This window comes from Xanthomonas sp. WHRI 6108 (genome assembly GCF_040202385.2).
GTDB classification, from domain to species: domain Bacteria; phylum Pseudomonadota; class Gammaproteobacteria; order Xanthomonadales; family Xanthomonadaceae; genus Xanthomonas; species Xanthomonas arboricola.
Genome location: NZ_CP168198.1, coordinates 382,188 through 406,180, shown reverse-complemented (window position 1 = coordinate 406,180; position 23,993 = coordinate 382,188). Strand labels below are relative to the sequence as shown.

Below are 23,993 nucleotides of genomic sequence, written 5' to 3'. Positions count from 1 at the left end.
CGGTCTTCGGCAATCCTGGTCGCGCCTGTAAAACGGGTGGGGCCTAACAATTCATTCAGGCCGAAGCCACTTCGCGGCTCGACTTTTACATTGATCGTGTAGGTACTTGCTCAACCGTATCCTGGTGCGACCGCTGCGCATCCAAGGCTTGAGACTGGCGGACGCTTTCCTGCAGTGGAGGCACGGCCTCAGACAGATCTACCTTGGCCCGGAAGCCCGGCGTCTGGCCAAGAATAAAAATGCTTCCTTGGTGAAGGGTCACGCTCTGTAGCTGATCGTCACGAAGGATGCCCGCACGCTTGGCTTCGACGGTGGCGTGCATTGCAACCTCATCAGAGGTGCCCTCTGGCAGCTTGCTGTGAATCGATCGATACAGAGGGTCGTTTGAGACCATCGCAGGTGCAGGCGCAACGCAGCGCTCCAACGACCCACCAATTGGCATCTTCCAGCCCGGTGGCACATACGCTGGCACATCCTCGCTTTGCATGCGCTGCTGCACCTCCTGCCACCGTGTCGCAGCCATTTCCGTGCGTCCAGCACCTGGGGGAAGCGGATCGCGCAAGTGATCGATGCCATCCGCCAAGCTCATCCCTTGAATGACCCTCGCATTAAAGGTCACGCCCATCCTCAACGTCTCAACATCGCCGCGATACTTGTCGATCATCGGCGCATGTTGCCGGGCCAGCAGCTGCGTTTGAGGGTCTTCCAACACCGAGCGGTCCGGTTTGCCGTTGGCGTCCAACGGCAGGAAGTTGTGGATCCGATGCGAATCTCCTAATTCCTTTGCGACCATCGGATTGCGTGCATCCAAAAGACTGCTGTCGTTGGCGTAACCAGCCCTATCCAACGCAGTGATCTCATGCGACACGGCGTATAGCTTCACCTGCCCGTAGTGCTTACTTGCAGCACTCACGGCATCACCTGCCATCACGTGATTGATCACGTCGTTGCCACCTTCCGGAATGCGCCGGTCCAGGCTGACCGCACCATAGGCGTTAAAGGTCTCTCCCTTGAGGCCGAAGTGGTGGGCAGTGACCTGGGCGAGGTTGCCGCCCAGAGAATGACCGGTAACGGTTACTTCCGGTGTCCTGCCGTCCTTGCCGAATTTTTCGGCATATTTCAGCGCGTGCTGAGTTAGCTCAACCGCATCGGCGGCCTGGTTGTTGTGTCTGCCCGTAACCATGCCGCCGTCGGCGTAGAGACCATCCTGCTGTGGTTGACGATCAAACTCGGTTCCACGGTGGGCGACAACAATTTCGCCCGTATCCGCTCGCTGATAGATGATGCCCTGATAGCCAGATGGGCGATCCATATACTCAAGACGTTTGTAAGAGACGCCACCAATATCGACAGGACTACTATCAGGCCCAGTCTCACGCGGCATCTTGTAGGAATCATCCGCAAGCGATGCATATTGCTGACTTGTAAGGCTCATGGGGCCACCTTCTCAGCTGTTAAGATGATCTTGAATATGTTGTTGCGTGCACTATCGTTGAACTGATCAATACTCGCCTTACCACCATCAGGAAAGTTATCCATATCTTCTTTTGGATAGCGCCCCTTCCAAAAGTAAGTGACCTTAGGGGTAGAACTTAGTATTTCACTCTTGAATAGCGCTGGTTGAAAGCGTGTATCCGCTTGTTTTCCGGTTGCTTTTAGCGAGATACCAACACCATTGAGTTCAAAATTACACACACCCTTTCCGTAATAATCCGCATCGACCATGCCGTCTGCATAGATCGTCGCCACATATGTCGTCGGATCTATTTTTTGAAAATTGATGGGTATCCCATCTTCTTTTGACTTACTCCAAACACCCGCAATAGGCTCTATCGGCGTGCATTGCTCATGGTTCGTCATTTGATAAAAGGCGGTACCCGATATCCACTCAAACGGACCCGGCGCATCGTCGATCGTCATGGTGAGCTTGTAAGCTTCCGTCGGATGTTGATTTTTCCGATAGACCGGATCTCCGTCAGCCGTGGTCTCGCCGTTTTTTTCGTACTTTTCAGACGCAGCATTCATTGGGTTGCACCCTGTCAAAAGGACTAGGAAAAGACATCCGACAATCTTGGTTTTGAAATATACGTTCATGCCACCTCGGTGCCCTGCGCGTTTGGAGTTGGGAGCGGACGGCCTGCCGGAAGGCAGCTTTGCGGAGACATGAGCATCCGCGTGGACCGACGCCAAAGGTTGCGATGCCAGGGTACCTGCTGCGTCATAAGTTTCGTGAAAATTTAAGCAGGCTTTTAGGGACTTTGGCACAGCGCAATTAAAATTTCTATCACACCCCGACCATCCACAGCGACCCGCTGCTCTCTGTCATCGCAAACAAATAGGATGCCGCTAATTGGGGTAGGGGAAATCTGACGTGCGATTGCGGTACGGCCTGAGTCTCAGTGACTGCAAACCAAAGACCTATCATCAGCCGTCCGGCACCCACGAGGCAGCTACTGGACTTTGGACAAATCCAGGAACACCGCTTGTGCAGCTGGAAGATCCTTTGTCGGAGTGTAGCGAATGCGCATTGGCCGACCCGCTCTTGTCCAATGCCCAGCTCTGACTTGGTCGAGTAAAGCGCCAACGTGCAGATCTTCTATCAACGCTATCAAGAGCGTCAGCATCAACCGGTTGACATGTCACGCAGCGCGTAGCAGTCTCCTCGGCAAGGAGCGTAGAAACTCCCCTAACAGCGGTACCCACCTCCGTCAAACCGGTGGGTTTTTTGTGCCTGCAGAGTCTTGCGGGGGCAACCGACGCGATGCCTGCGTCGGGAGGGCGGCTAATACAACACCCTCCGGGGAAATACGCCCGCCGACTGTTAGCGGTTTCTAACCTCCCGACATCCCGTCGCCGCCCGGCGGCGGGGCCTGTTCGTCAAGGAGGGCTTTGCCATGCGTCGACCCACGTCCCGCCCCACCTCAGCGCGCAAGCGCGCCACGGTGCCACCGCCTACCGAGATCGGCTGGCACTCGCTCGACCCCTCGATCACGCCGCGGCGCTACCTGGAGCGCACACCCATCCCCGAGCCCCGCCCCGATCCCGGCAAGCCGCGCCGCCCAGGCCACCCGCGTGCCCCGCAACACTGCACCGTCGGCTACGGCTACTACCCCGACAGCCACCAACGCATCCCCACGCTGCGCCTGCGCGGACGCTGGCTGGAGCAGCTGGGCTTCACCATCGGCAGCAAACTCAACATCCGCATGCGCAGCGGCGAGCTGATCGTCAGGGTGGCACCCAAGGACTAAGCAGATGCGCCGCGCAGCATGCACGCCAACGCCCGCATCAAGCGCAACGCGTTTAGCATCACACCTTGCGCGCTCACTGCTCCTCGCGCAGGACAAAGATGGAGCACCAAGCCGTCGTCCTGCATCTCACGTTAGATTAGCTTGACTATGGCATAGCACATGGTCATGGGCAGCCGCGCTGGCATAACGAGCGTTTGTTGCAAAGGCTTGCAGCGATTGACGGCCATGGACGACTCGGCGAGGATCGTTTTTACGCCACACGGGCAGCCCCGGCAATAGTCAGGCGACTTGGAGGTTTGGATGAAGTTGATGCTTCTATTAGGTGTGGTACTTGCGCTTGGCAATATCGTCGCATCGGTTGCCGTGCTTCGCGTTTCGGTGCTGTCGCCATCACAACGCGCATTGCAACTTGCCCTCATCTGGCTTGTTCCAGTCATTGGCGCGGTGGTTTGTGCGGCATTTGCTTCTTCTCAGGCAGCTGGCTCCACGTCGTCCGATACAAGTGACCCACTCTATCTGTCATCCGATGGTGGCGCATCGGGTGGTCAGGACATTGGTTTTCCCGGTTGCGATGCGGGGGACTCTGGCTGTGCCGGGAGCAATGACTAGTGGCGACGCTTGGCAAGTCGTTCAAGCCGGATCCAGTTCGCGGTTCTGTTTAATCCAGTTGCTGGACCGCTAAGGATATTTAGAGAGAGACAGATGATTCTTTGGGGATGGGGCGAGCGAGTGCTGACCTTCGACCTGGCAGAGCATGAGCACTGCCAGAGGTGCGAGCAAGAGCAAGTCTTTACACTGCGTCTCAAGTACACGTACGGACACTTCTACCATCTTTTCGGATGGGTTATCTCCAAGCAGTACCAGCTCATTTGCCCCGTTTGCTCCCACGGCTGGATAGTTAACGCTTCGGCGGCGGAAGCGCAGATTGGGTGCAACCCAGTACCGTTCCATCAGAGGTCAGGATGGATTGTCATGCTTGTCCTTGCAGCAATCATTGGATTTGCCGCCGTGACGTATCAGCATGCGGCCTGACAATTCATTCGAGCCGAAGCCGATTCGCCGGTCGACTTAACCTAGGTATTCGCCCCTATGAGAAAGATCGTTGCAGCCTTTGCTTTTCTCCTCTTCGCATCAGGCGCAGCCTGCTCGGCATCCACTCCGACGGTTGACGTCTCTGGCCTGTCCGAGGCTTCCATGAACTTCGATCAAGACGGAGTTGGGCCATTCCTGCATGAGTTGTCTAGCTCCGTCAGTACCAATCTCGACCCCGACGCACTCACAAATGCAATCGATGCGTTGCCGGTTGAGACAAGCGGAAACTGGGAGTTCTCGGTCAACTTGAATGGCAAGCACGAGCGCTTGGTGATCGTTGCGTTCAAGGATGACGTGGATGCTCCTGACCTTGCGTTCTACACGTCACCCGAGCTAGCTGCCAAACTTCAGCGACACCTTGAGTCATTTGCCCAAGCTCAGGGGTGGTAGGGCCCAACACTTCATTTAAGCGTTAGGCCGCTCTGCCCATGCGCGCACATTCGAAATCAACAAAGACGTCAGTTGGCTATCGCGCGCTTCGGCTATTCGCTGCGCTACTCGTGTTCTTCGGTATTTCCGTCACGCTCACCTGGTGGCATCACACCAGGACTCTCTCGCGCTGTGCCACTTCGGCCTCCATCGCGAGAGACCCGGTCGCATGTCATGCTGGCTTTTGGCTATTCGGCATATCCTGGGCCGGGCTTGCCACCTTTTTGTTTACGCTCTTTGGTGTCTGCTTGTTTCTTTCATGGGGATGGTCCCTGACTCGCCGCGAGCGGAGCTAAAGCCTTAAAATTTGTCCAATCGCCCAGCGATCCGATCTACTACTCAAGCATACCGCCAAGGAAAGCATGTTCTCCATCTTCAAAAAGAAAGCCGCTCCGTTATTGATCGTTCGCGCCGATGGGCGAGAGTTGTGCCGCGTTACCGAGAGCGATGTCCCGTGTGAGCTCAAGCCTTCCGCATGGTTGAAGGCCAATAGCGTCCTGGAGTTTGCCGACTCGGCGGGAGAGGTGCATCGGCATGAACTTGGTGCTGCGACGGGGTGGTTCCACTTTTCCGTTCGCGTGCATCCCAACCTCGGGGGCCAGGCAGACTGTGTCATTTCGCAGACCGAGCAGCTCGATCCAGATGCGTTTGCGAATGGCCAAGCATCCGGGATCAGGTTTCAGCCGTTCTTTCTGCCGGGCGCCAGCGTCAGCAGTTCCGCACTTGCAGGCAAGGGGCTTTTTGCAAGGGGTCTGCACTTCAGCGGATTAATCACCGGTGGCAACGTGCTGCTTTCTTGTGAATGCGACCACTGCAAGCGGTCATTCCTGATCCGCTCCTATCACGCGGGTTTTAGCAACGCGGGATACTTCTACTCGGGGTCCGGCAAATACACCATCACCGTCGATAGCCATCTGCCTGGCAGCCCCGCAGCGCTGTCCGAGCCGGATGCCGAAGCGCTTGCTGCGCTGGAAGACGCACTGCCGTTGGCGCCGGATGGGTCCAGCTACGCCTATCTCAATCCCTTTCGCTGCCCGCATTGTTCCGAGCCTTACATCGATTTTGAGGCGAACCCGGGGCTGAGGGCGAGCGAGTACTACGGGAATTACTTCGAGGGTTCAACGCTGTTGCGATACGCGCCGCCCGATGTTCAGCATTCTTCCTGATGACTCCATTGTTGCATTGCCGCTGGTCTGTGCGAGCTCGCAAAGCAACGCTTTTATAACGAGTCCGAATGCGCTTGAGCAAGCATGCATTGCCGTCTCATGGGCTGAAGATCAGCCTTGCTTGTTGGCGCGATGTCACGCTTCCGCTACGCAGCGCGGAGTTCCGGAGTTGCAACGCGAGCCCAAGACATTAGAATCAGGACGTGTGGTGCGCGTCAGTTCCCGCCTGCGCAATGTAATCGTTAGGTGGATCGGTTCAACTATCAACGAAGGAATGCTCATGTTGAAACCAGCAGATACCAAGCTCTATTCCAAATTGGTCGGCATCAGCATTGGCATCTTTGCAGCCGTGGGGGCTGCCCTCGGGGCAGCAATGGGCAACCTGCCGCAAGGCCTCGGCCTGGGGCTGTCGCTTGGCTCCGTGTTCGGCATTGCCTGGGCGCGTCGGCGTGGTGCCATCTGACGCCGGCATGAGGCGACACGCGTATGTCGCTCGCCGACTGCGCTGTGCTGTGCTGCCGGAGCCGACGTTGATACCGCCTGGTGAACTCTGTGAAATGCAGCCATGGCAGCGGATCCGCGGCTGTCTCGGTACCGCTCCTCGATGCCGGTCGGCAAGGCGCTGGCATGCGCTACCATTCGGTCGATGAACGTTAAATCTTGTCTTGCAGTGTTCCTGCTCGGTGCCTGTGCATCGGTCTCGGCCCAAGGGGTTTCGCCCGCCACCACGCGTGAGGTCGATCAGCTTTTCAAGGTCCTTGCGCAATCCAACTGCGAGTTTTCGCGCAATGGGGCGTGGTACGCGGCGCCCAAAGCCAGTGAACACTTGCAGCGCAAGTACGACTACTTGCAGAAGAAGGGGCTGGTGACGTCTACCGAATCCTTCATCGAGCTTGCTGCCACCAAGAGCAGCATGTCGGGCAAGCCGTATCAGGTGCGTTGCGGCGACGCTGCGCCGGTATCCAGCCAATCCTGGTTCACTGGCAAGCTGCGGGAGCTGCGCAGCAAGCCTTGACGCGATGACACGGTATCCAGTGCACCTACCCATCCCCTCACTGCGATTTAACTCGCTCATCCCCCATCAATGGCAGACATGAAATCGTCGCAGGCTGATGCGGTTGCTCAAGCAATGCTGACGCGGGATCCGGCAGAGGAGTACGCCTTGCGGCTCAAGCGTGCCAAGGAGGCACAGTGGCTGATTGAGCAGCGTAAAATTGCGGGGCTAGGCCTTGCCGGCTTTGTCGCAGGTGCGGCAGTGGCGCACTTTTGTGGCCAACGCTTGATGATCGGTGAACTGCTGGGCTCCCTTGTTGGTGCAGTGGCAGGTTGGATCTGGATTTCTGGGCGCAATCCGCACCTCGTCAAGTGAGGTGTCCACATCGGGTGCGCGGGCTGACTCAGCATCATCGCTGATTGGTCTGGTAGCTCAGAGCAGCTGTGTTGAGAGAACATGTCAATCAACCGCGCGATGCATCGGCTTGAAACGAAGATCCCGCCGCCGGTCGCGATGGTGTTGCTAGGCCTTGCAGCGTTTGTTTTCGCGCGTCTGACGCCGGCATTTTCATTTTCACTACCATTGCGCGCACCTGTGGCGGGTGTACTGGCGTGTGTCGGCATTGCGCTCAATGGACTTCCCAAGCTTGCGTTCAAGCGCGCCGGCACGACGGTCAATCCACTGAGACCTGCGCTGGCCACGCAACTGATCACTGGCGGTGTATATCGCTACAGCCGTAACCCAATGTATGTCGGTCACGCCGTAATCCTGCTGGGCTGGACGCTGTATCTGCACCATGCGGTGGCACTTCTGGCAGTCCCGCTGTTTGTGCTGTATGTGACGCGCTTTCAGATCAAGCCGGAGGAACGGCAGTTGGCTGTCCGGTTTCCTGGCGCCTATGCGGAATTCTGCGCGCGCGTTCGACGCTGGCTGTGAGCGAGTGTGGCGACGCACTCAGTCATTCGCTTGGCGCTGGCCGGCTGACCATGCTCGATAGCGGACGGCCTAGCGGCACAACCGCGCCGACGGCAGCCCACCCCTGCAGCAGTACATCACGCGTAGCGCTGCAGAGATGACAAGGGCAAAGCCTATGGCTTGCGCAAGCCCAGAGCAGCGCCCCGCGGGATCAGGCAACCCGTCGTTCGCTCACGACGTCGGCGCTTGCCGGCATCTCCGCCACAAACGCACTCACTGCATCTTCCAGCTGCGCGGCATGGTCGCCCATGGCGCGTGCGGCGGCGCTGGCGTCCTGCATGCGGGTGACCCCGTCACGCATGTCGGCGTCTACGCCGGCGAGGGTGTGATGCACCTGCGCGATGCTGCCGGCTTCCTGTTGCGAGGCGACGGCGATCCTGCTGAGCGTGCTGCTGACCTGGCCGATGGTGGCGACGATCTGCTGCATGCCTTCGCCGGCGTGGCGCACCTGCTGCACACCGGCCTGCATATGCGTGACCGACTCGCCGATCAGGGTCTTGATCTGGCTGGCGGCGGTGGACGAGCGCAATGCCAGCGCGCGCACTTCACCGGCGACCACGGCAAAGCCGCGGCCTTCTTCGCCGGCGCGTGCGGCTTCGACGGCGGCATTCAGGGCCAGGATATTGGTCTGGAAGGCGATGCCGTCGATGACCGAGACGATGTCCTGGATGCGGCGCGAGGCCTGTTCCATCTGCTGCATGGTGCCCATCGCCTGGTGCATGGTGTCGCCGCCGCTGCGTGCGGCCTCGGATGCGGCGGCGGTGAGCTTGTCGGCGTCGGCCGCCTGCGCGGTGTGCTCCTGCATGGTGCCGAGCACGGCCTGCATCTGGGTAGCGGTGCGGCCCAGGGTGGCCGACTGCCGCTGCACCTGCTGCTCCAAGGCATCGTTGCGGGTCAGGATGTGGCCGGCGGCGTGATTGATCGCGGTGCTGGAGCTGCGGATCTGCGTGATGATGCGCGCCAGCTCGTCAGCGGTGGCATTGGCGTCGCGCTTCATCTGCTCGAATACGCCTTCGCAGTGGCGGTCGATGCGCTGGGTCAGATCGCCACGCGACATCGCCGCCAGCATGCGGCGCATGTCCTGCAGGCTGTCGTCGGTGATGGCCAGGAACTGGTTGACGCCCTCGGCCAGCTGGCCGAGCGTGCCGCTCCTTGCATTCCCCTGCAGACGGGCACCGAGCTCGCCACGCGCAGCCTGGGCAATGACCGTGGCCAGTTGCTCTTCCAGCGCCAGGTCCTGGGTGCGGTCCTGCCACTCCACCACCACGCCCAGCGAGGCGCCGTCGTCATCGCGGACCGGGGTGATGTTTTCCTGCAGCTGCAACGCCGCCAGCGCGCGCGTTTTGCTGCTGCCTGCGTCATGCCCCAGCTGCACCGCATCGGCCAGTGCTGTGTGCAGCACGTGCGCATCGACCTGCGTGCTCAGTTGCTGGAACGACTGATTGCGATAGATGGCAGCGCCCTGCCCGTCGACGATGGCCACCGCCATTGCCGATGCATCCAGCGCCAGGCGGATACGGCGATTTTCCAGCAGCAGTTGCTGCTGTTGGGCGATGCGCTCTTCCACCTGCACGCTCATGCGCACCAACGCCTGCGCCAGCGAGCCGCTGCGGAAGGGCTGCTGCAGGATGGCTGGCGGCAAGGTGGCGCCGGTGGCCAGGGTGTCGGCCAGTTCGGCCAGCGATTCGGCCTCGTGGTCGAGGGCATCGACCTGGCGGCGCAGCTGGATGGCCATCACGCAGACGAAGGCGGTTTCGACGATCACGTAGCCGGCATGCAGCACCACGATGCCGAAGCCGCTGCCGACGGTGAACGCCTGCACCGGCATGCCGCGCGATTGCAGCCAGTAGAACGCCAGGTGATGCACGGCGATGGCGCCTGCGGCGACCACCACCGGCAGCCAGTCGCGGTAGTACAGCAGCAGCGCCAGGATCACGAACACGCCAAAGTGCATTTCCACCAGGCCATGCGCCTGCTGGATGGTGGCCGCGACCAGGGCCATCAGCACCAGCGCGTTGGTGATGCGGGTCAGGCGCGTGCCGGGGTTGGCCTGCACTTGCCAGGCCATCAGTAACAGGCTGGGCAGCGTGACCGCCAGAAACGTGGTCCATTGGCCCTGGTACCAGGCCAGGCCCAGCGAGCCGACGCTCTGCAGCACGGCCAGCCACAGAAACAGCCGGTCGGCCTTGATCGCCAGGCGGGTGGCGTAGGTGGAGGTCGGCGGTGCCGATGCGGACAGTTCCATCATGACAGCGACTCCACGGCACAGGGACAAGGGGACACCAGCGCGGCACCCGGGGTGCGCGCCAGGACATCGGGTAACCAGCGCGACCAATCCGCAGCGCCGGCGGTGCCGCACACGGCGCCGCCGTCTACGGGGCCGGCGTAGCGTGGCTGGCCGTCAGCGCCGAGCAGCCACACGGCATAGCCGCTGCCACGCAGTGCGGGGGTGTCGAGCATGCGCACCTGGCCGCCACGCGCACGTACCGCGTTGCTGAGCACGGCCCAGGCGCGATCGGCGGCCGGGTCGGTGCAGGCGCAGGCACCTGCGACGCCGATCAGCATCGGCGCCTGCTGCGCGGCCGGCAGGCTGGCCTGGACCTGCGCCCATGCACTGGCGACGTCGGTGGCTTGCGCGTGGGGCGTGGTCCAGGCCACGGCGATCCAGCCGCACCACAGCGCGAGCAGGGCAGCGCCCAGGGTGCGTCGCGTTGAGGCGGACAGGGTGCCGAAGACGGGCATGGCGCAGCGGATTCGCGAGATAAGGTGAGCCCCTTATCGGGTGCCGGTGCGTACGCTTGAGCCGGCTTGCGATTGAAATTAGCGATGGCAGCGATAGCGTGCGGCAGGCCCGTTACGCCGCAAGGGTTTGCGGGCGACGCGTGGCGTGGTTGCGCTGGCAGACGTTTATCCGGCGCGGGATTTTGTGAGCACGCGTTCACAGATCGACGGCGGGTCCGCCGCGTGCGTGGCAGGCCGTGGTGGCTGTGATGTCGTCACTCTGAAGTCGGGTCCAGGTGCCAGGGCATGCCCTCGACAGCAGCGATGCATGGCGAGTCCGCCACTAGAGTCGCCTACGCTCCAGGGCCCGAGTACCGATGCCTCGACGGATCACGCCTGGCAGACGTGGAATCCATCCACCCGCTGCGCCTAGTGCAAGCGCCTAGGCGATCCACCAACGGGCCGAAGCGCCCACCTGGCAGTCAGCGCCGTCAGCTCTCTGGCCACTGCTGCCGGCCGGCGCTTACGCCATCGCTTCGTCGGCATCCAGCGCAACCGCCGGCTGCTGGGCATGATCGAAGCGTTCGCGTGCGGAGCGGATGGCCGCATGGTTCTCGCCTGCCCAGTTGAGCAGCTGCGAAATCGGGCCGAGCAGCGCCACGCCGAGCTTGGACAAGGCATATTCCACGCTGGGCGGCTTGGTCGCGTAGACCTTGCGGGTGATCATGCCGTTGCGCTCGAGGTTGCGCAGGGTCTGGGTCAGCATGCGCTTGGAGATGTCCGGCACGGCGCGCTGGATGGCGCTGAAGCGGGAGGGACCGGGGATCAGCGTCAGCAGGATCAGCATGGTCCATTTGTCGCCGATCTGATCGAGCACGTCGCGCACCGGGCATTTGGTGGCGTCGAACGGCATACCTTGCAGGGACGGCGGCGGCGGAAACAGAGCAATCGCGTTCACTGGGATATCTCACGGTAACCAGGGGGTGGAAAACTGCCTCCTTGCGGAGGTTCGAACGGCCCTGACAATAGGTGCGCGGACCAAGAGTCTAGATAGTAGACCACACCTCTTATCAATACCTACTGGAGTTCACCATGGCACACACCTCCCCCCTGATCCTCGTCACCGGCGCCAGCGGGCAGCTGGGCGCATTGGTGGTCGAAGCACTGCTGGCGCGTGTCCCGGCCGCTCGGATCGTAGCAACGGCCCGCGATACTTCGTCACTCGCACAGTTCGCAAAACGCGACATCACCGTGCGTCGCGCCGACTACGCGGACCCGCAGAGCCTGGATCAGGCCTTCGCAGGCGTGGGCCGGGTGCTGCTGGTGTCGTCCAATGCGGTGGGCGAACGCGTGCCGCAGCACCGCAACGTGATCGAAGCCGCCAAGCGTGCCGGCGTGGAGTTGCTGGCCTATACGAGCGTGCTGCATGCCGATACCAGCACGCTGTCGCTGGCACCCGAGCATGTGGCCACCGAGGCGCTGCTGCGCGAGAGCGGCGTGCCGCACGTGCTGCTGCGCAATGGCTGGTACACCGAGAACTACACCGGCTCGATCGCGGCCGAGGTGGCGCATGGCGCGGTGATCGGCAGCGCCGGCGAGGGCAGGATCAGCGCGGCCACGCGCGCCGACTATGCCGAGGCCGCCGCAGCGGTGCTGGCCGCCGACACGCCGCAGGCCGGCAAGGTCTACGAACTGGCCGGCGATACTGCCTTCACGATGGCCGAGTATGCCGCCGAGGTGGCGCAGCAGTCGGGCAAGCCGGTGGCGTATCACGACCTGCCCGAAGCCGACTACGCGGCGGCGTTGGTGCAGATCGGCCTGCCGGCTGCATTCGCACAGGTGCTGGCGCAGTGCTCGGCCTCCTCGCGCGGCGGCAGCCTGTTCGACGACAGCCACACGCTGAGCCAGCTGATCGGCCGCTCGACCACCGCGCTGCGCGATGCGGTGGCGGCGGCATTGCAGGCGACGCCGGCCGGCTGAGCCTAGCCCTGGCATGGTGCTGCTCGACAGCCCGCAGCAGCATCGGCGCGGCGCTACGCCGCGCGGTGCGTGATCCGGCAAAGGCGGGCGATACCCGCCTTTGCCATGTTCTGATTCATCGTCCCTCGCCCGCTCGTTGGCGACGACGACGGCACGCTATGGCCGTGCACAGCACGCACTTCGGCCTTTGCGTCGGCAGCTGCTCCTGGCGGCACCATCTGCCCATGGCACCGCAGGCCCGATGGCCGGCGGCAGCAACCAAAGCGTCACATCAGCGCCCCGTGCCCACATCGCGCGCCGCTGGGCCCGCCTTCTGTGCGTCGCACAACTGACACGCGCCAGACACGCAGCTGACACAGCGTTGCGCTGTGCGGGGCCGCCGATGTCACCAAACTGACATCAAATCTAAATATAACTGCACGCGTTGCCGCACCGTCAGGACGACCGGGCGCCTGGTGGGCGTGCCGGCGCCGTGTTCGCCGCCCGCCGGGCAGCGCCGGCCTGACGCTGCCGCCGACCCGTTTCCCTTGCACGAGCCGGACCAATGAAAAAACGCAATCTCGCCACCGTCCTGTGCGCCCTCAGCGCGACCGCCAGCGGCAGCACGCTGGCCGCCGAGCTGGAGCTGTACGTCGACCGCAAGACCAAGCAGATCTTCGCCGAGCCGGCACCGGGGCGCGACAAACTGGGCAAGTTCGTGCAGGTGGACGAGAACGGCAAGCTGCCGGCGTCGGCGATGCCGGCCGCACCTGCCTTGCCGCCCGCCCCTGCGGCACCGGCGCCTGCCGACACCGGCATCGCCCAGGCCGCACCTGCACCCGTACCGGCTGCGGCACCGGCCAAGGCTGGCGAAGCCGGCAAGAAGTGGTACGACAAGCTGAGCCTGCGCGGCTACACGCAGATCCGCTACAACCAGGGCATCGGCGGCGACGCGCAGGATCTACGCGCACCCGGCGACCGATTTATCGGCAACGACCAGAGCCTGGGCATCCGGCGTGCGCGCCTGGTGCTGAGCGGCGATCTCAACGAGCACGTGTCGCTGTACTTCCAGCCGGATTTTGCGAGCACGCCGACCGGTTCGACCACCTCCAACTTCGCGCAGCTGCGCGATGCGTATGCCGACATCTACTTCGACAAGAAGCGCGAGTACCGCGTGCGCGTGGGCCAGTCGAAGATGCCGTACGGCTGGGAGAACCTGCAGTCCAGCCAGAACCGTCTCACCCTGGACCGCGCCGACGCGCTCAACTCCGGCCTGCGCGACGAACGCGATATCGGTGCGGTGTTCTACTACAGCCCCACCGTGGCCAAGGGCCGCTTCCAGGACCTGGTCAAGTCGGGCTTGAAGGGCTCGGGCGACTACGGCGTGATCGGTGCCGGCGTGTACAACGGCCAGGGCGCCAACCGCGCCGAGCGCAACGACAGCATGCATGCGGTGGTGCACGCCACCTACCCGTTCAAGTTCGCCAACGGCCAGTACCTGGAAGTGGGTGCCGATGCCTACAGCGGCCGCTTCGTGCCGACCGCGGCGGCAGTCAACATCGGTGGCCGCAGCTTCACCCCGGCCATCACCGACCCGAACGGCTACACCGACCAACGCGTGGCCGCGCACATCATCTACTACCCGCAGCCGTTCGGCCTGCAGGCCGAGTGGACGGTGGGCCGCGGCCCGGAGCTGGATGTCGCACAGCGGCGCATCCGCACCCGCTCGCTGAGCGGCGGCTACGTGCAGGCGATGTACAAGCACGATGGCAGCTACGGTACCTTGCTGCCGTACCTGAAGTGGCAGACCTACCGCGGCGGCTCCAAGTTCGACACCAATGCACCGCGCATGCGCCTGGACGAGGTGGAAGCCGGCGTCGAGTGGCAGCCGATGGATGCGCTGGAACTGGTGTTCGCCTATTCGAAGATGAAGCGCACCGACGTCACCACCGCGCCGTATCCGGTGGTGGAAGGCGACTTGCTGCGGCTGCAGTTGCAGGTCAATTACTGAGCCCTGCACCGTGATGGAAGACCAACAAGCCCCCCGCATGCGGGGCTTGTTGGTGGTTGCGTCGCGAGCCGTGGTGGCGACGTGCGTCGGCACGATGGCGCTAGCCGCAGCCCTGTTGCTTCGGCCGCCGACCCAGCGCCAGCACCGGCGCGCTAGCGGGCTGCCAGTTCTGCGCGAATGATGTCCGCGCCTGCGCTGAGGGCCTTGAGCTTGCCTCTTGCGACGTCACGGGCCAGAGGCGCCATTCCGCAGTTGGTGGAAGGGTAGAGCTTGTCGGCATCGACGAAGCGCAGCGCCTTGCGTAGCGTAGCGGCCACTTCTTCCGGCGTTTCGATCGCATTGCTCGCCACGTCGATGGCCCCGACCATCACCTTCTTGCCGCGCACCAGTTCGATCAGGTCGATCGGCACGTGCGAGTTGTGGCACTCCAGCGAGATGATGTCGAGCGTGGATGTCTGCAGCTTGGGAAACGACTCTTCGTACTGACGCCACTCCGACCCCAGGGTCTGCTTCCAGTCGGTATTGGCCTTGATGCCGTAGCCGTAGCAGATGTGGACGGCGGTCTCGCACTTGAGTCCTTCGACCGCACGCTCGAGGGTGGCAACACCCCAGTCGTTGACCTCGTCGAAGAAGACATTGAAGGCCGGCTCGTCGAACTGGATGATGTCCACGCCGGCCGCTTCAAGCTCCCTGGCTTCCTGGTTGAGGATGACGGCAAATTCCCACGCCAGCTTTTCTCGGCTTTTGTAGTGCGCGTCGAAGAGGGTGTCGATCATCGTCATGGGGCCGGGCAACGCCCATTTGATCGGCTGGCGGGTCTGCTGGCGCAGGAACCTGGCATCGTCCACGAACACCGGCCTGGGGCGGCTCACCGCGCCAATGACGGTGGGGACGCTGGCGTCGTAGCGATTGCGGATCCTGACGGTTTCGCGCTTTTCGAAATCGACGCCGCTGAGGTGTTCGATGAAGGTGGTGACGAAATGCTGGCGGGTCTGCTCGCCGTCGCTGACGATATCGATGCCGGCGTGCTGCTGTTCCTGCAGCGACAGGCGCAATGCATCCTGCTTGCCTTCGATCAGTTCCTCGTCCTGCAGCTTCCAGGGCGACCAGAGTTTCTCCGGCTGCGCGAGCCAGGACGGCTTGGGCAGGCTGCCGGCGGTGGAGGTAGGGAGCAGCTTTTTCATGATGAGTGGTGTCTTGCGTTCTTGTTGATCAGACAGCGTGGTGGGAAACCCACTGCGCGAGAATCTTGCCGTAGGGCCTGATGAAGTGCTCCTCGGTGAATTTGCCCTGCGTCACCGCGAGCTGGCTGCGCTCTTCCCGGTCGTAGACGATCTGGGTAGAGGAATAATCCTGGTGCTTCAGGCTCGGCTGGTAGATGGCCCCCGCCGCGGAATTGGCGTTGTAGATTTCCGGGCGGTAAATCTTCTGGAACGTCTCCATGGTGCTGATGGTGCCGATCAGCTCCAGATTGGTGTAGTCGTTGAGCAGGTCGCCGAAGAAGTAAAAAGCCAACGGGGCGACACTGTTGGGAGGCATGAAATAGCGCACCTGCAGGCCCATCTTCTCGAAGTAGCGATCGGTCAGGGAAAACTCGTCCTGCCGGTATTCGATGCCGAGCACGGGGTGCCGGTTGCCGGTTCGGTGATAGACCCTGCTGCTGGAGACGCTGATGCAGATGACCGGCGGCTTGGCGAAACGCGCCGTATAGGCGTCCGAGTCCACGAAGTGCTTGAACAGCTTTCCGTGCAGGCTACCGAAATCGTTCGGGATACTGAAGCCGGACGCGTCCTGATTGTGCGCCGGCAGCAGCACGCTGAAATCGTAGTCGCGCACGTAGGAGGAAAAATTGTTCCCTGCAATGCCATCGATGCGCGCGCCGCTCGTCTTGTCGAGGATGCTGGGCTTCAATATCTCGATCAGCGGAAATGCATCGCCGCTTTCGTTCTCGCCGATGTTCATCTCGACAGAGATGATGTCCAGCTCCACCGCGTAGCGGTCGCGGGTGGGGTTATCCCAATGCGCCAGGTCGTTGCAGCGGTTGTTGATCATCGCAAGCGTGTTGCGCAGGTTTTCCTGCCGACGCTGCCCCCTGGCCAGGTTGGCAAAGTTCGTTGTGTTGCGCGTGTTGGCCGCGGGACGGTAGTCCTCGTCAAACCGCTGACGTTTGATGCTGAAGGTGAATTCCTGAGTCATTGCAAGCTGACGCCTTGTTTCCGAAATTGATTACGAGCGCAGGTCTCGGCGCAGGGGTGGATCCCTGCTGGATGGATGCCGGGACTCTGGATCTGCGGACAGTCGCCAACCGATCCTGTAGCCGGCGCGCAGTGTTGACCCGCCAAGCAACCGTGGCCGGGTGGCCTCAGGCCGCGGCCACGTTTTCTGCGGCGATGGCACCTGCCTGCCGCGTCAATGCGATCAGCGGCAATGCCCGCTGCACCGCCAGCCTGGCCCGCTCGGCCAGTGCTTCGTTGTGCACGCGGTAGTCCAGGAAGTCGCGATCGGTGGCGTAAACGCCCAGCGGCAATGTGCGCGCTTGGAAGAAGCTGAAAAGTGGCCGCAACTGGTGGTCGATCACCAGCGCGTGGCGCTCGCTGCCGCCGGTTGCCGCCAACAGCACCGGGGTGTCGATCAAGGCATCCTGGTGGATGAAGTCGAAGAAGTGCTTGAACAGCCCGGTGAAGGAGCCGCGATAGACCGGCGTGGTCACCACCACCACGTCCGCCTGCTCCACGGCGGCAAGTTCCTGCTCCACCGTTGCCGGTAGCTGCGAGCGCCAGACCGCACCGGCGAACTGCGGCGCCAACGCTCCGAGTTCGATCAGATGTTGCTCGCACGGCACGGCAGCGGCGATCAGCGCCAGCAGGTGTTCGGCCAGGGCGACGGCCTTGGAGGGGCGCTGCAGCCCGCCGGAGACCGCGACGACGCGGAGGGGGGGTGGCACGTTGACAGCCATGCGGGTTGACCTGAGACGACGAAACCCGATGCTAGGGCTCGCGTTCAATGAAGTAAAATGGTGTTATTTCAACAATCCATGAATTCGGATCATCTGAATGCTTGAGCGCATCCATCTCACCATCGTCCAGCAGGTCGAGCAGCAAGGCTCGCTGACCGCCGCTGCCGGCGTGCTGAACCTGACCCAGTCGGCGCTGAGCCACAGCATGAAGAAGCTGGAGCAACAGCTGGGCACCGACGTGTGGCTGCGCGAGGGACGCAACCTGCGCCTGACCCAGGCCGGCCAGTACCTGCTGGCGGTGGCGAACCGGGTGCTGCCGCAACTGGACCTGGCCGAGGAGCGCCTGGGCCAGTTCGCACAGGGCGAACGCGGCGCGCTGCGCATCGGCATGGAATGCCATCCCTGCTACCAGTGGCTGCTCAAGCTGGTGGCGCCCTATCTGGCCACCTGGCCGGATGTGGATGTGGACGTCAAGCAGAAGTTCCAGTTCGGCGGTATCGGCGCGCTGTTCGGCTACGAGATCGATCTGCTGGTCACGCCCGACCCGCTGTACAAGCCCGGGCTGCGGTTCGAGCCGGTGTTCGACTACGAGCAGGTGCTGGTCGTGGCCCGGAGCCACACACTGGCGTCGGCCGCCTACGTCAAGCCCCAGCAGCTCACACGCGAGGTACTCATCAGCTATCCGGTGGACCTCGAGCGCCTGGACATCTACAGCCAGTTCCTGCTGCCGGCCGGTGTCACGCCCAGGCGCCACAAGGCCATCGAAACCACCGACATCATGATGCAGATGGTGGCCAGTGGCCGCGGTGTGGCCGCCATGCCACGCTGGCTGGTGGAGGAATACGCCGCCAGGATGGACGTGGTGCCGGTGCGGCTGGGCGCGCGCGGCATCCCCAAGCAGATCTTCCTGGGCGCACGCGAGGCCGATATCGCCGTCGACTACCTGCGCGCCTTCATCGAACTGGCCCGCCAGCCTGCCAATGGCACCGCCACGACATCCGGAGCCCACTGATGGATACCACCGCAACCCGCACGCCACTCCCCCTGCCTGCCGGCCACGACAAGGTGTTGCTGCATTCCTGCTGCGCGCCATGCTCTGGCGAGGTGATGGAAGCCATGCTGGCGTCCGGCGTCGACTACACCATCTTCTTCTACAACCCCAACATTCATCCGCGCAAGGAATACGAGCTGCGCAAGGACGAGAACATCCGCTTTGCCGAGCAGTGCGGCGTGCCCTTCGTCGATGCCGACTACGATCGGGACAACTGGTTCGAGCGGGCCCGCGGGATGGAGAACGAACCCGAACGCGGCGTGCGTTGCACCATGTGCTTCGACATGCGCTTTGAACGCACCGCGCTGTATGCGCACGAGCACGGCTTTCCGGTGATCACCAGCTCCCTGGGCATCTCGCGCTGGAAGAACATGCAGCAGATCAACGACTGCGGCGTGCGCGCTGCGGCCAGGTATCCCGGCCTGATGTACTGGGAATACAACTGGCGCAAGGGCGGCGGTTCCTCGCGCATGGTCGAGATCAGCAAGCGCGAGAACTTCTACCAGCAGGAATACTGCGGCTGCGTCTATTCGCTGCGGGACACCAATCGGCACCGCGTGGAAAGCGGGCGCAACCGCATTCAATTGGGCGTGAAATTCTACGGCGATGCGGAACAGGACGATTGAGTGCAGGCGGGTCTTGGGGCGCGGCCGGGATCTCGATGTGCTCTTGGCCCCTGCCCGCTCGATCGGGGCTGACGCAGCGGCGCAGCCAATCACCACGACAGGACGGCAACACCCTTGATCGACCCGGACACGCCCAGCCTCGCCGGCACCATCACCGATGCCTATTCGCTGGAGGTCAGCGCAAAGCACATTGCCGGGCTGGCTGCAGCGGCGCCCCGGATCACGCGTGGCGCAACCATTGCCATCCCCTACCTGCCCAACCAGGACGACGACGCGCGGCTGGCCGCGGCACGGATGGTGCGCACACTCGGCTTTCAACCGATGCCGCACCTGTCCGCGCGCCGTATCGCCTCGCGCGAGCAGTTGCATGCCTTTGTCAGCCGCGCCGTCGATGACGCCGGCGTCGAGCGCTGCCTGCTGATTGCGGGCGATCCGCCTGCTCCGCTCGGGCCGTTTCCGGACAGCTTGTCGCTGATCGATACCGGGATCTTTGAGCGCTCCGGCATCCGGACCATCGCCGTGGCGGGGCATCCGGAAGGGCATCCAAGCATGCCTGCAGCCGATCGATGGGAGGTGCTGCAGCGCAAGTGTCGCAGCATCGCCGAGCGCGGCATGGCGCCGCTGATCGTCACCCAGTTCGCGTTCGATGCCGACATCGTGCTGACGTGGTTGCAGGCGCTGCGCGCGCACGGCATTGCACATCCCGTGCGTGTGGGCGTACCCGGTCCTGCCGGCGTGGCGGTGCTCGCACGCTATGCCGCCAGCTGCGGTGTCGGCGCATGCGCATCGATGCTGTCCAAATACGGCATCTCGCTCGGCAAGCTGTTGGGCACCGCAGGGCCGGATCGTTTTGTGGAACGGCTGGCCACTGGCCTGACTGATGCGCACGGCGAGGTCCGCATGCACTTCTATCCCTTCGGTGGCATCGCACAGACTGTCGCGTGGGTGGAGCAGTACCGCTCCCTTACCGCACGCGGCCGGGCGGACTGAAACCCGCCAAATCCGGCGCCCGCGCAGCATCTGCAGACCTCTGACTTTCATCCGGCAATGCGTCGTGGACATCGACGTGTCCACGACCCACGTCACAGTCTGTACTTTTTAGTTGTGGCGTTTTGTTTGCTGCGCGTGAGGTGTTGCAGCGCACAGCAGACCTGTCACAAGCGCGCGGTATAACCATCGGTGAATCGCGGCGAGGGGGCGCTGCATCCGATGCCGTTGCCGTGCGCGGCGGCATCGCTTCTGCAACGTTCAAGGAGAGATGTCGCCATGCCGAAGCCGTCGCTGTTGTCCTTGCTGTGCACCCTGTCGCTGGTCTCCACGCCGCTTGCCGCGGCCGAGCTGCAACCCAAACAACTGGCTGGCCCACCGGAGGAATTCGCGCAGATGCGCGCGCCCGATCCGGCCGAGTCGGCGATCCTGTCCAAGAGCGCCTTGCTGCCGGTGGAGTTGACGCCGGCCGGCAAGTCCGCACGCTGGCAAGGCACCTTGCCGGTGGAAAACGGCCATCTGCGTTTCATGGTGCTGGCCGGCGACCAGCCGTGGGAGGCGGCGGTGACTGCACCACGCGTTGCCGGTGCACGTGCCGCTGCTGTTGCACCGCAGTTGCAGGCACAACGCACACTGTTGGGCAGCGCCGAGAGCGGCACCAGCGGCATGCGTTACGCGGTGGAGTCCGCGCAGAACGGCAACTGGGCGCTGACGCTGCAATCGGCGGCGCCGGTGGCGCAACGCGGGTATGTGCTGATGGAAGGCGATGCGCGCACGCAGCTGGCCTCGTACCCGCGCCATCGTCGGCAGCAGGTCGGCCAGTCGCTGACGCTCAACGCCTTGCTCAGCGGCAACGATGCAGGCGGCGCGAGCTTGCTGGCCGCGCAGGCGGGGCAGATCGAGACAGCGAGCCTGCGTGTGATCGACCCGCAAGGCGGCATCCGCACGCTGCCGATGGCCGATGACGGGCAGCACGACGACGGTGCTGCCGGCGATGGCGTGTATGGCGGCACGTTCCAACCGACAGCCGAAGGCACCTGGATTGCACAGGTGATCGTGCGCGGTCGCGACCAGACCGGGCAGCCGTTCGTGCGCACCAGCGAGCATGTGTTGCCGGTGCTGGATACCTCCCTGCGTCTGCTCGGCAACGCGCTCAGCGCACGCGCTGCCGACGGCACCCGGCTCAGCATTGCCTTGCCGGTCGTCGCGCGCGGCAAGGCACCATCGCATTACCGCGTGTTTGGCCAGGTCTGGGGCACCGATGCCAAGGGCAAGGACGTGCCGGTGGCATGGATCGGCGGCATGCTGACGCCGCAGCAAGGCCAGCTGCCGTTGAGCCTGGACGAACGCTGGGTCGCGCGTGCGGGCGCGCGTGCGCCGTTTACGCTGCGCGGGCTGCGCATCGAAGACCCGGACCATTACATCCCGCTGGTACAGGCCGACACGCTGCCGTTGCAGCTGCCTGCGTTGCGCCGCGCCAGCATCGCGCGCTCTGCCGCCGCGATCGACGAAAGCATGCGCATGGGGCCACGTCCGACGACGCTGGCCCGTGCCACTGCGATGGCGCAACCGCAGGCCACGGGGTCGCAACTGGTGCTGGTGCATGGCTATTGCTCCAACGGCGTGTGGCCGCAGGCGCAGTTCACCAATGCGTCCTCGTTCCTTGATGCCAAACAGAACCGCAGCAACGACCAGTTCGCACAGCGCTTGGCGCAGTTCGCCAGTCAGTGGTCCTCGTTCGCGACGGTGGCGCACAGCCAGGGCGGCATGGCCGCGCTGCATCTGTATACCTACTACTGGAGCGGGCTGGATAACGCTACAGGTGGGCGGGTGATGCAGTCGGTCGGCACGCCGTACCAGGGCACAAATCTGTCCGGCATTCTGGCGGCGGTGGGCTCGTGGTTCGGCGTGGGTTGCGGCACCAACACCGACATGACCTACGACGGCGCCAAAGCCTGGCTGGCCGGTATTCCGGCCGATGCGCGCGCCAAGGTCAACTACTACACGACCTCGTTCGCCAAGACCAACTGGTACACCAACGACTACTGCAACGCGGCCTCGGACCTGGTACTGAACGACCCGGAAGATGGCACCGTGGAGCAGGTCAACGCGCAGCTGCCGGGCGGCGTCAATCGCGGCCACACCACCGGGCAATGCCACACCACCGGCATGCGCGACCCGGCACAGTACCTGGATGCCAGCCGCAATGCGGCGATGAACGCCAACGCGGCGAAGTGATGCGGTTCTAGCAATGTGCAATGCGATGGCCGGCGTCTGCGTCGGCCATCGCAGCGTGCGTGGGAACACGTCGCGTGTCGGCGACTGGCACGACTCCTGCGTTCACAGAATTCGATTCCTCCTCCCTTGAAGGTGACGAGGTCCCAACGGGAGCTTGACCCCTTCTCCCGCCGGGAGAAGCTGCCCCGCAGGGGCGGATGAGGGTACGGGCAAAGCCTCTCAATTCTCACTCTTGTGTGGCTTCGCTCCGTACCCTCTCCCCCAACACCTCTACAGAGGAAAGAGGGGCTTTGGTTGCCTTGAAAGGTGATTGAACGCTGTGGGTGCGTCGGTTTTTAGAGCGGATGATTTGCGGGTTTGCTGCAGGGCCCTTGCCCGCCCACCATCGCAGGACACGCCGCAAGTACGTCCTTGTAGGCTCTTACGCGGCATCCATGCCGCGTAAGGTCCCGCGACGGTGGGCGGGCAAGGGCCAGTCGAGATGGTCGGTGTGCATGGTTTTAAACAAGGCAACCAATTAACTGTCTGGTGCGGTGTCCTCACCGATTGCGGGACCGTGTGGCGGCATGGATGCCGCCACCGAGCCCCCAGGGATGGGTTCACGGCGTGTCCCGCAAGCGGTGAGGGCACCGCGCACTCGACCGACTCAGCTTTTGATTTCGGTACAGCGGTCGAAAGGTTTTACTAGCCACTCCAAGCCGCTTCGGAAGCCCACAGTTCTGCATCCGCGCCTGCAGGAATAAACATCGGCGCGGCCGGATCGGTGGCTGCGCGCCAGATGGCCTGCGCGACATCGATCGACTGCGTTTCGGGGCCGGCGGATGCGCTCATGCGCGCCATCGTCTGTTGCATAAACGTTCCATAGACCTCGTCATCAAGACCGCGAAGACCCGCGCGGGCATTGGCACGAAATTCCGTCTCCCTGCACGAGCCCGGCGAGACGATGCGCACGCGGATACCGAAGTCCTCCAGCTCGGCGGCCAGCGATTCGCTCAGCGCATTCACCGCGGCCTTGGCTGCGCGGTAGGCACCGATCAGTGGGAGGGGTTTGAGCGTTGCGCTCGACGACACGTTGACGATGACCCCGGCGTGGCGCGCACGCATCTGCGGCAAGACCGCCTGGGTTACCGCAAGCGTGCCGAAGGTATTGGTCTCGAACAGATCACGCACCGACTGCAGGCTTGCCAGTTCCAGCGGCGCGGGCGCACCGGAGCCTGCATTGTTGACGAGAACGTCGACCGTGCCGGCCGCAGCGATCGCGGCCTGGATGCTCGCGGCATCGGTGACATCGAGCTGCAACACCCTCATTCGTGGCGACGCAGGAAACAGGTCTTCGCGTGGAGTGCGCATGGTGGCGACCACATTCCAGTCGCGCTCTAGGAAGTAATTGGCGGTCGCCAAGCCAAAGCCGGATGAGCAACCAGTGATGAGTACGGTTTGCATGAAGCGCCCTCGGTGATGTTGTGAGGGATGTACGTTAGGCGTCGAACGTCGTACTTGCGATATTCTAAAGTGCTTAATTCATTTGCGAGAGTCCAAT

Annotated in this window: 23 protein-coding genes; 14 read left to right on the top strand and 9 right to left on the bottom strand. The window is 63.0% G+C overall.

Annotation, left to right across the window (positions count from 1 at the left end):
• Window positions 1-85 precede the first annotated feature (85 nt).
• A complete protein-coding gene (locus ABQ039_RS01730) occupies window positions 86-1,435 on the bottom strand; it encodes a DUF6792 domain-containing protein (protein ID WP_349778550.1) in 1,350 nt (449 codons plus the stop codon).
• A complete protein-coding gene (locus ABQ039_RS01725) occupies window positions 1,432-2,094 on the bottom strand; it encodes a hypothetical protein (RefSeq protein ID WP_184609921.1) in 663 nt (220 codons plus the stop codon). The genes ABQ039_RS01730 and ABQ039_RS01725 overlap by 4 nt, the downstream gene beginning before the upstream one ends.
• An 800-nt stretch (window positions 2,095-2,894) precedes the next feature.
• Between ABQ039_RS01725 and ABQ039_RS01720 the strand changes: the two genes are divergently transcribed.
• From ABQ039_RS01720 to ABQ039_RS01685, 8 genes are all read left to right on the top strand, one after another.
• Entirely contained in the window at window positions 2,895-3,248 is a 354-nt protein-coding gene (locus ABQ039_RS01720) for a SymE family type I addiction module toxin (RefSeq protein WP_184609920.1), read from the top strand.
• A 300-nt stretch (window positions 3,249-3,548) separates the two neighbouring features.
• Window positions 3,549-3,857 carry a hypothetical protein gene (locus ABQ039_RS01715; protein ID WP_349778549.1) on the top strand — a complete coding sequence of 103 codons (309 nt, stop codon included), beginning with the start codon at window positions 3,549-3,551 and terminating at the stop codon, window positions 3,855-3,857.
• 480 nt (window positions 3,858-4,337) lie between these two features.
• Window positions 4,338-4,730, top strand: a complete 393-nt coding sequence (locus tag ABQ039_RS01710; RefSeq protein ID WP_065047094.1) for a hypothetical protein — start codon at window positions 4,338-4,340, stop codon at window positions 4,728-4,730.
• 401 nt (window positions 4,731-5,131) lie between these two features.
• Window positions 5,132-5,935, top strand: a complete 804-nt coding sequence (locus ABQ039_RS01705) for a hypothetical protein (protein WP_184609917.1) — start codon at window positions 5,132-5,134, stop codon at window positions 5,933-5,935.
• Window positions 5,916-6,398 carry a hypothetical protein gene (locus ABQ039_RS01700; RefSeq protein WP_260297429.1) on the top strand — a complete coding sequence of 161 codons (483 nt, stop codon included), beginning with the start codon at window positions 5,916-5,918 and terminating at the stop codon, window positions 6,396-6,398. Before ABQ039_RS01705 ends, ABQ039_RS01700 begins: the two co-directional genes overlap by 20 nt.
• 183 nt (window positions 6,399-6,581) lie before the next feature.
• Complete coding sequence (locus ABQ039_RS01695; protein WP_184609915.1) at window positions 6,582-6,950, top strand: YfeK family protein; 369 nt, start codon at window positions 6,582-6,584, stop codon at window positions 6,948-6,950.
• A gap of 78 nt (window positions 6,951-7,028) precedes the next feature.
• Complete coding sequence (locus ABQ039_RS01690) at window positions 7,029-7,304, top strand: hypothetical protein (RefSeq protein WP_184609913.1); 276 nt, start codon at window positions 7,029-7,031, stop codon at window positions 7,302-7,304.
• A gap of 99 nt (window positions 7,305-7,403) precedes the next feature.
• On the top strand, window positions 7,404-7,865 hold the full coding sequence (locus ABQ039_RS01685) for an isoprenylcysteine carboxylmethyltransferase family protein (protein WP_047129530.1): 462 nt from the start codon (window positions 7,404-7,406) through the stop codon (window positions 7,863-7,865).
• A gap of 190 nt (window positions 7,866-8,055) precedes the next feature.
• On the opposite strand, the gene ABQ039_RS01680 is transcribed toward ABQ039_RS01685, so the two are convergent.
• The 3 genes from ABQ039_RS01680 to ABQ039_RS01670 all read right to left on the bottom strand — a co-directional run bounded on the left by ABQ039_RS01680 (window position 8,056) and on the right by ABQ039_RS01670 (window position 11,583).
• Entirely contained in the window at window positions 8,056-10,152 is a 2,097-nt protein-coding gene (locus tag ABQ039_RS01680; RefSeq protein ID WP_260297427.1) for a methyl-accepting chemotaxis protein, read from the bottom strand.
• Window positions 10,149-10,646, bottom strand: a complete 498-nt coding sequence (locus ABQ039_RS01675; RefSeq protein WP_184609911.1) for a hypothetical protein — start codon at window positions 10,644-10,646, stop codon at window positions 10,149-10,151. The genes ABQ039_RS01680 and ABQ039_RS01675 overlap by 4 nt, the downstream gene beginning before the upstream one ends.
• 502 nt (window positions 10,647-11,148) lie before the next feature.
• On the bottom strand, window positions 11,149-11,583 hold the full coding sequence (locus tag ABQ039_RS01670) for a helix-turn-helix domain-containing protein (RefSeq protein ID WP_039513244.1): 435 nt from the start codon (window positions 11,581-11,583) through the stop codon (window positions 11,149-11,151).
• Between the two features lie 134 nt (window positions 11,584-11,717).
• Here ABQ039_RS01670 and ABQ039_RS01665 point away from each other — a divergent pair, with 134 nt between their 5' ends.
• Together ABQ039_RS01665 and ABQ039_RS01660 are read left to right on the top strand one after the other, a co-directional pair.
• Window positions 11,718-12,605 (top strand): SDR family oxidoreductase, encoded by an 888-nt coding sequence (locus tag ABQ039_RS01665; RefSeq protein ID WP_184609909.1) that lies wholly within the window; start codon window positions 11,718-11,720, stop codon window positions 12,603-12,605.
• A 544-nt stretch (window positions 12,606-13,149) separates the two neighbouring features.
• Window positions 13,150-14,595, top strand: coding sequence for an OprO/OprP family phosphate-selective porin (locus tag ABQ039_RS01660; RefSeq protein WP_054592308.1), 1,446 nt, complete (start codon window positions 13,150-13,152; stop codon window positions 14,593-14,595).
• A gap of 152 nt (window positions 14,596-14,747) precedes the next feature.
• On the opposite strand, the gene ABQ039_RS01655 is transcribed toward ABQ039_RS01660, so the two are convergent.
• The 3 genes from ABQ039_RS01655 to msuE form a co-directional block, all read right to left on the bottom strand.
• Window positions 14,748-15,779 carry a methionine synthase gene (locus tag ABQ039_RS01655; protein WP_184609907.1) on the bottom strand — a complete coding sequence of 344 codons (1,032 nt, stop codon included), beginning with the start codon at window positions 15,777-15,779 and terminating at the stop codon, window positions 14,748-14,750.
• A 28-nt stretch (window positions 15,780-15,807) separates the two neighbouring features.
• Window positions 15,808-16,791 (bottom strand): DUF1852 domain-containing protein, encoded by a 984-nt coding sequence (locus tag ABQ039_RS01650; protein ID WP_016904546.1) that lies wholly within the window; start codon window positions 16,789-16,791, stop codon window positions 15,808-15,810.
• A 166-nt stretch (window positions 16,792-16,957) separates the two neighbouring features.
• Window positions 16,958-17,551 carry an FMN reductase gene (gene msuE / locus ABQ039_RS01645; protein WP_184609905.1) on the bottom strand — a complete coding sequence of 198 codons (594 nt, stop codon included), beginning with the start codon at window positions 17,549-17,551 and terminating at the stop codon, window positions 16,958-16,960.
• A gap of 97 nt (window positions 17,552-17,648) precedes the next feature.
• Between msuE and ABQ039_RS01640 the strand changes: the two genes are divergently transcribed.
• The 4 genes from ABQ039_RS01640 (at window position 17,649) to ABQ039_RS01625 (ending at window position 22,453) form a co-directional block, all read left to right on the top strand.
• On the top strand, window positions 17,649-18,563 hold the full coding sequence (locus ABQ039_RS01640; RefSeq protein WP_104576500.1) for a LysR family transcriptional regulator: 915 nt from the start codon (window positions 17,649-17,651) through the stop codon (window positions 18,561-18,563).
• Window positions 18,563-19,228, top strand: a complete 666-nt coding sequence (locus ABQ039_RS01635) for an epoxyqueuosine reductase QueH (RefSeq protein ID WP_039517469.1) — start codon at window positions 18,563-18,565, stop codon at window positions 19,226-19,228. The genes ABQ039_RS01640 and ABQ039_RS01635 overlap by 1 nt, the downstream gene beginning before the upstream one ends.
• A 114-nt stretch (window positions 19,229-19,342) precedes the next feature.
• Window positions 19,343-20,218 carry a methylenetetrahydrofolate reductase gene (locus tag ABQ039_RS01630; RefSeq protein WP_221232368.1) on the top strand — a complete coding sequence of 292 codons (876 nt, stop codon included), beginning with the start codon at window positions 19,343-19,345 and terminating at the stop codon, window positions 20,216-20,218.
• Window positions 20,219-20,494: 276 nt separating this feature from the next.
• The gene (locus ABQ039_RS01625) at window positions 20,495-22,453 is read left to right on the top strand and encodes a choice-of-anchor X domain-containing protein (protein WP_184609901.1); all 1,959 of its coding nucleotides are present in this window, start codon (window positions 20,495-20,497) and stop codon (window positions 22,451-22,453) included.
• A 684-nt stretch (window positions 22,454-23,137) separates the two neighbouring features.
• Here the strand turns inward: ABQ039_RS01625 and ABQ039_RS01620 are convergent.
• Complete coding sequence (locus ABQ039_RS01620; RefSeq protein WP_349778220.1) at window positions 23,138-23,896, bottom strand: SDR family oxidoreductase; 759 nt, start codon at window positions 23,894-23,896, stop codon at window positions 23,138-23,140.
• Window positions 23,897-23,993 lie beyond the last annotated feature (97 nt).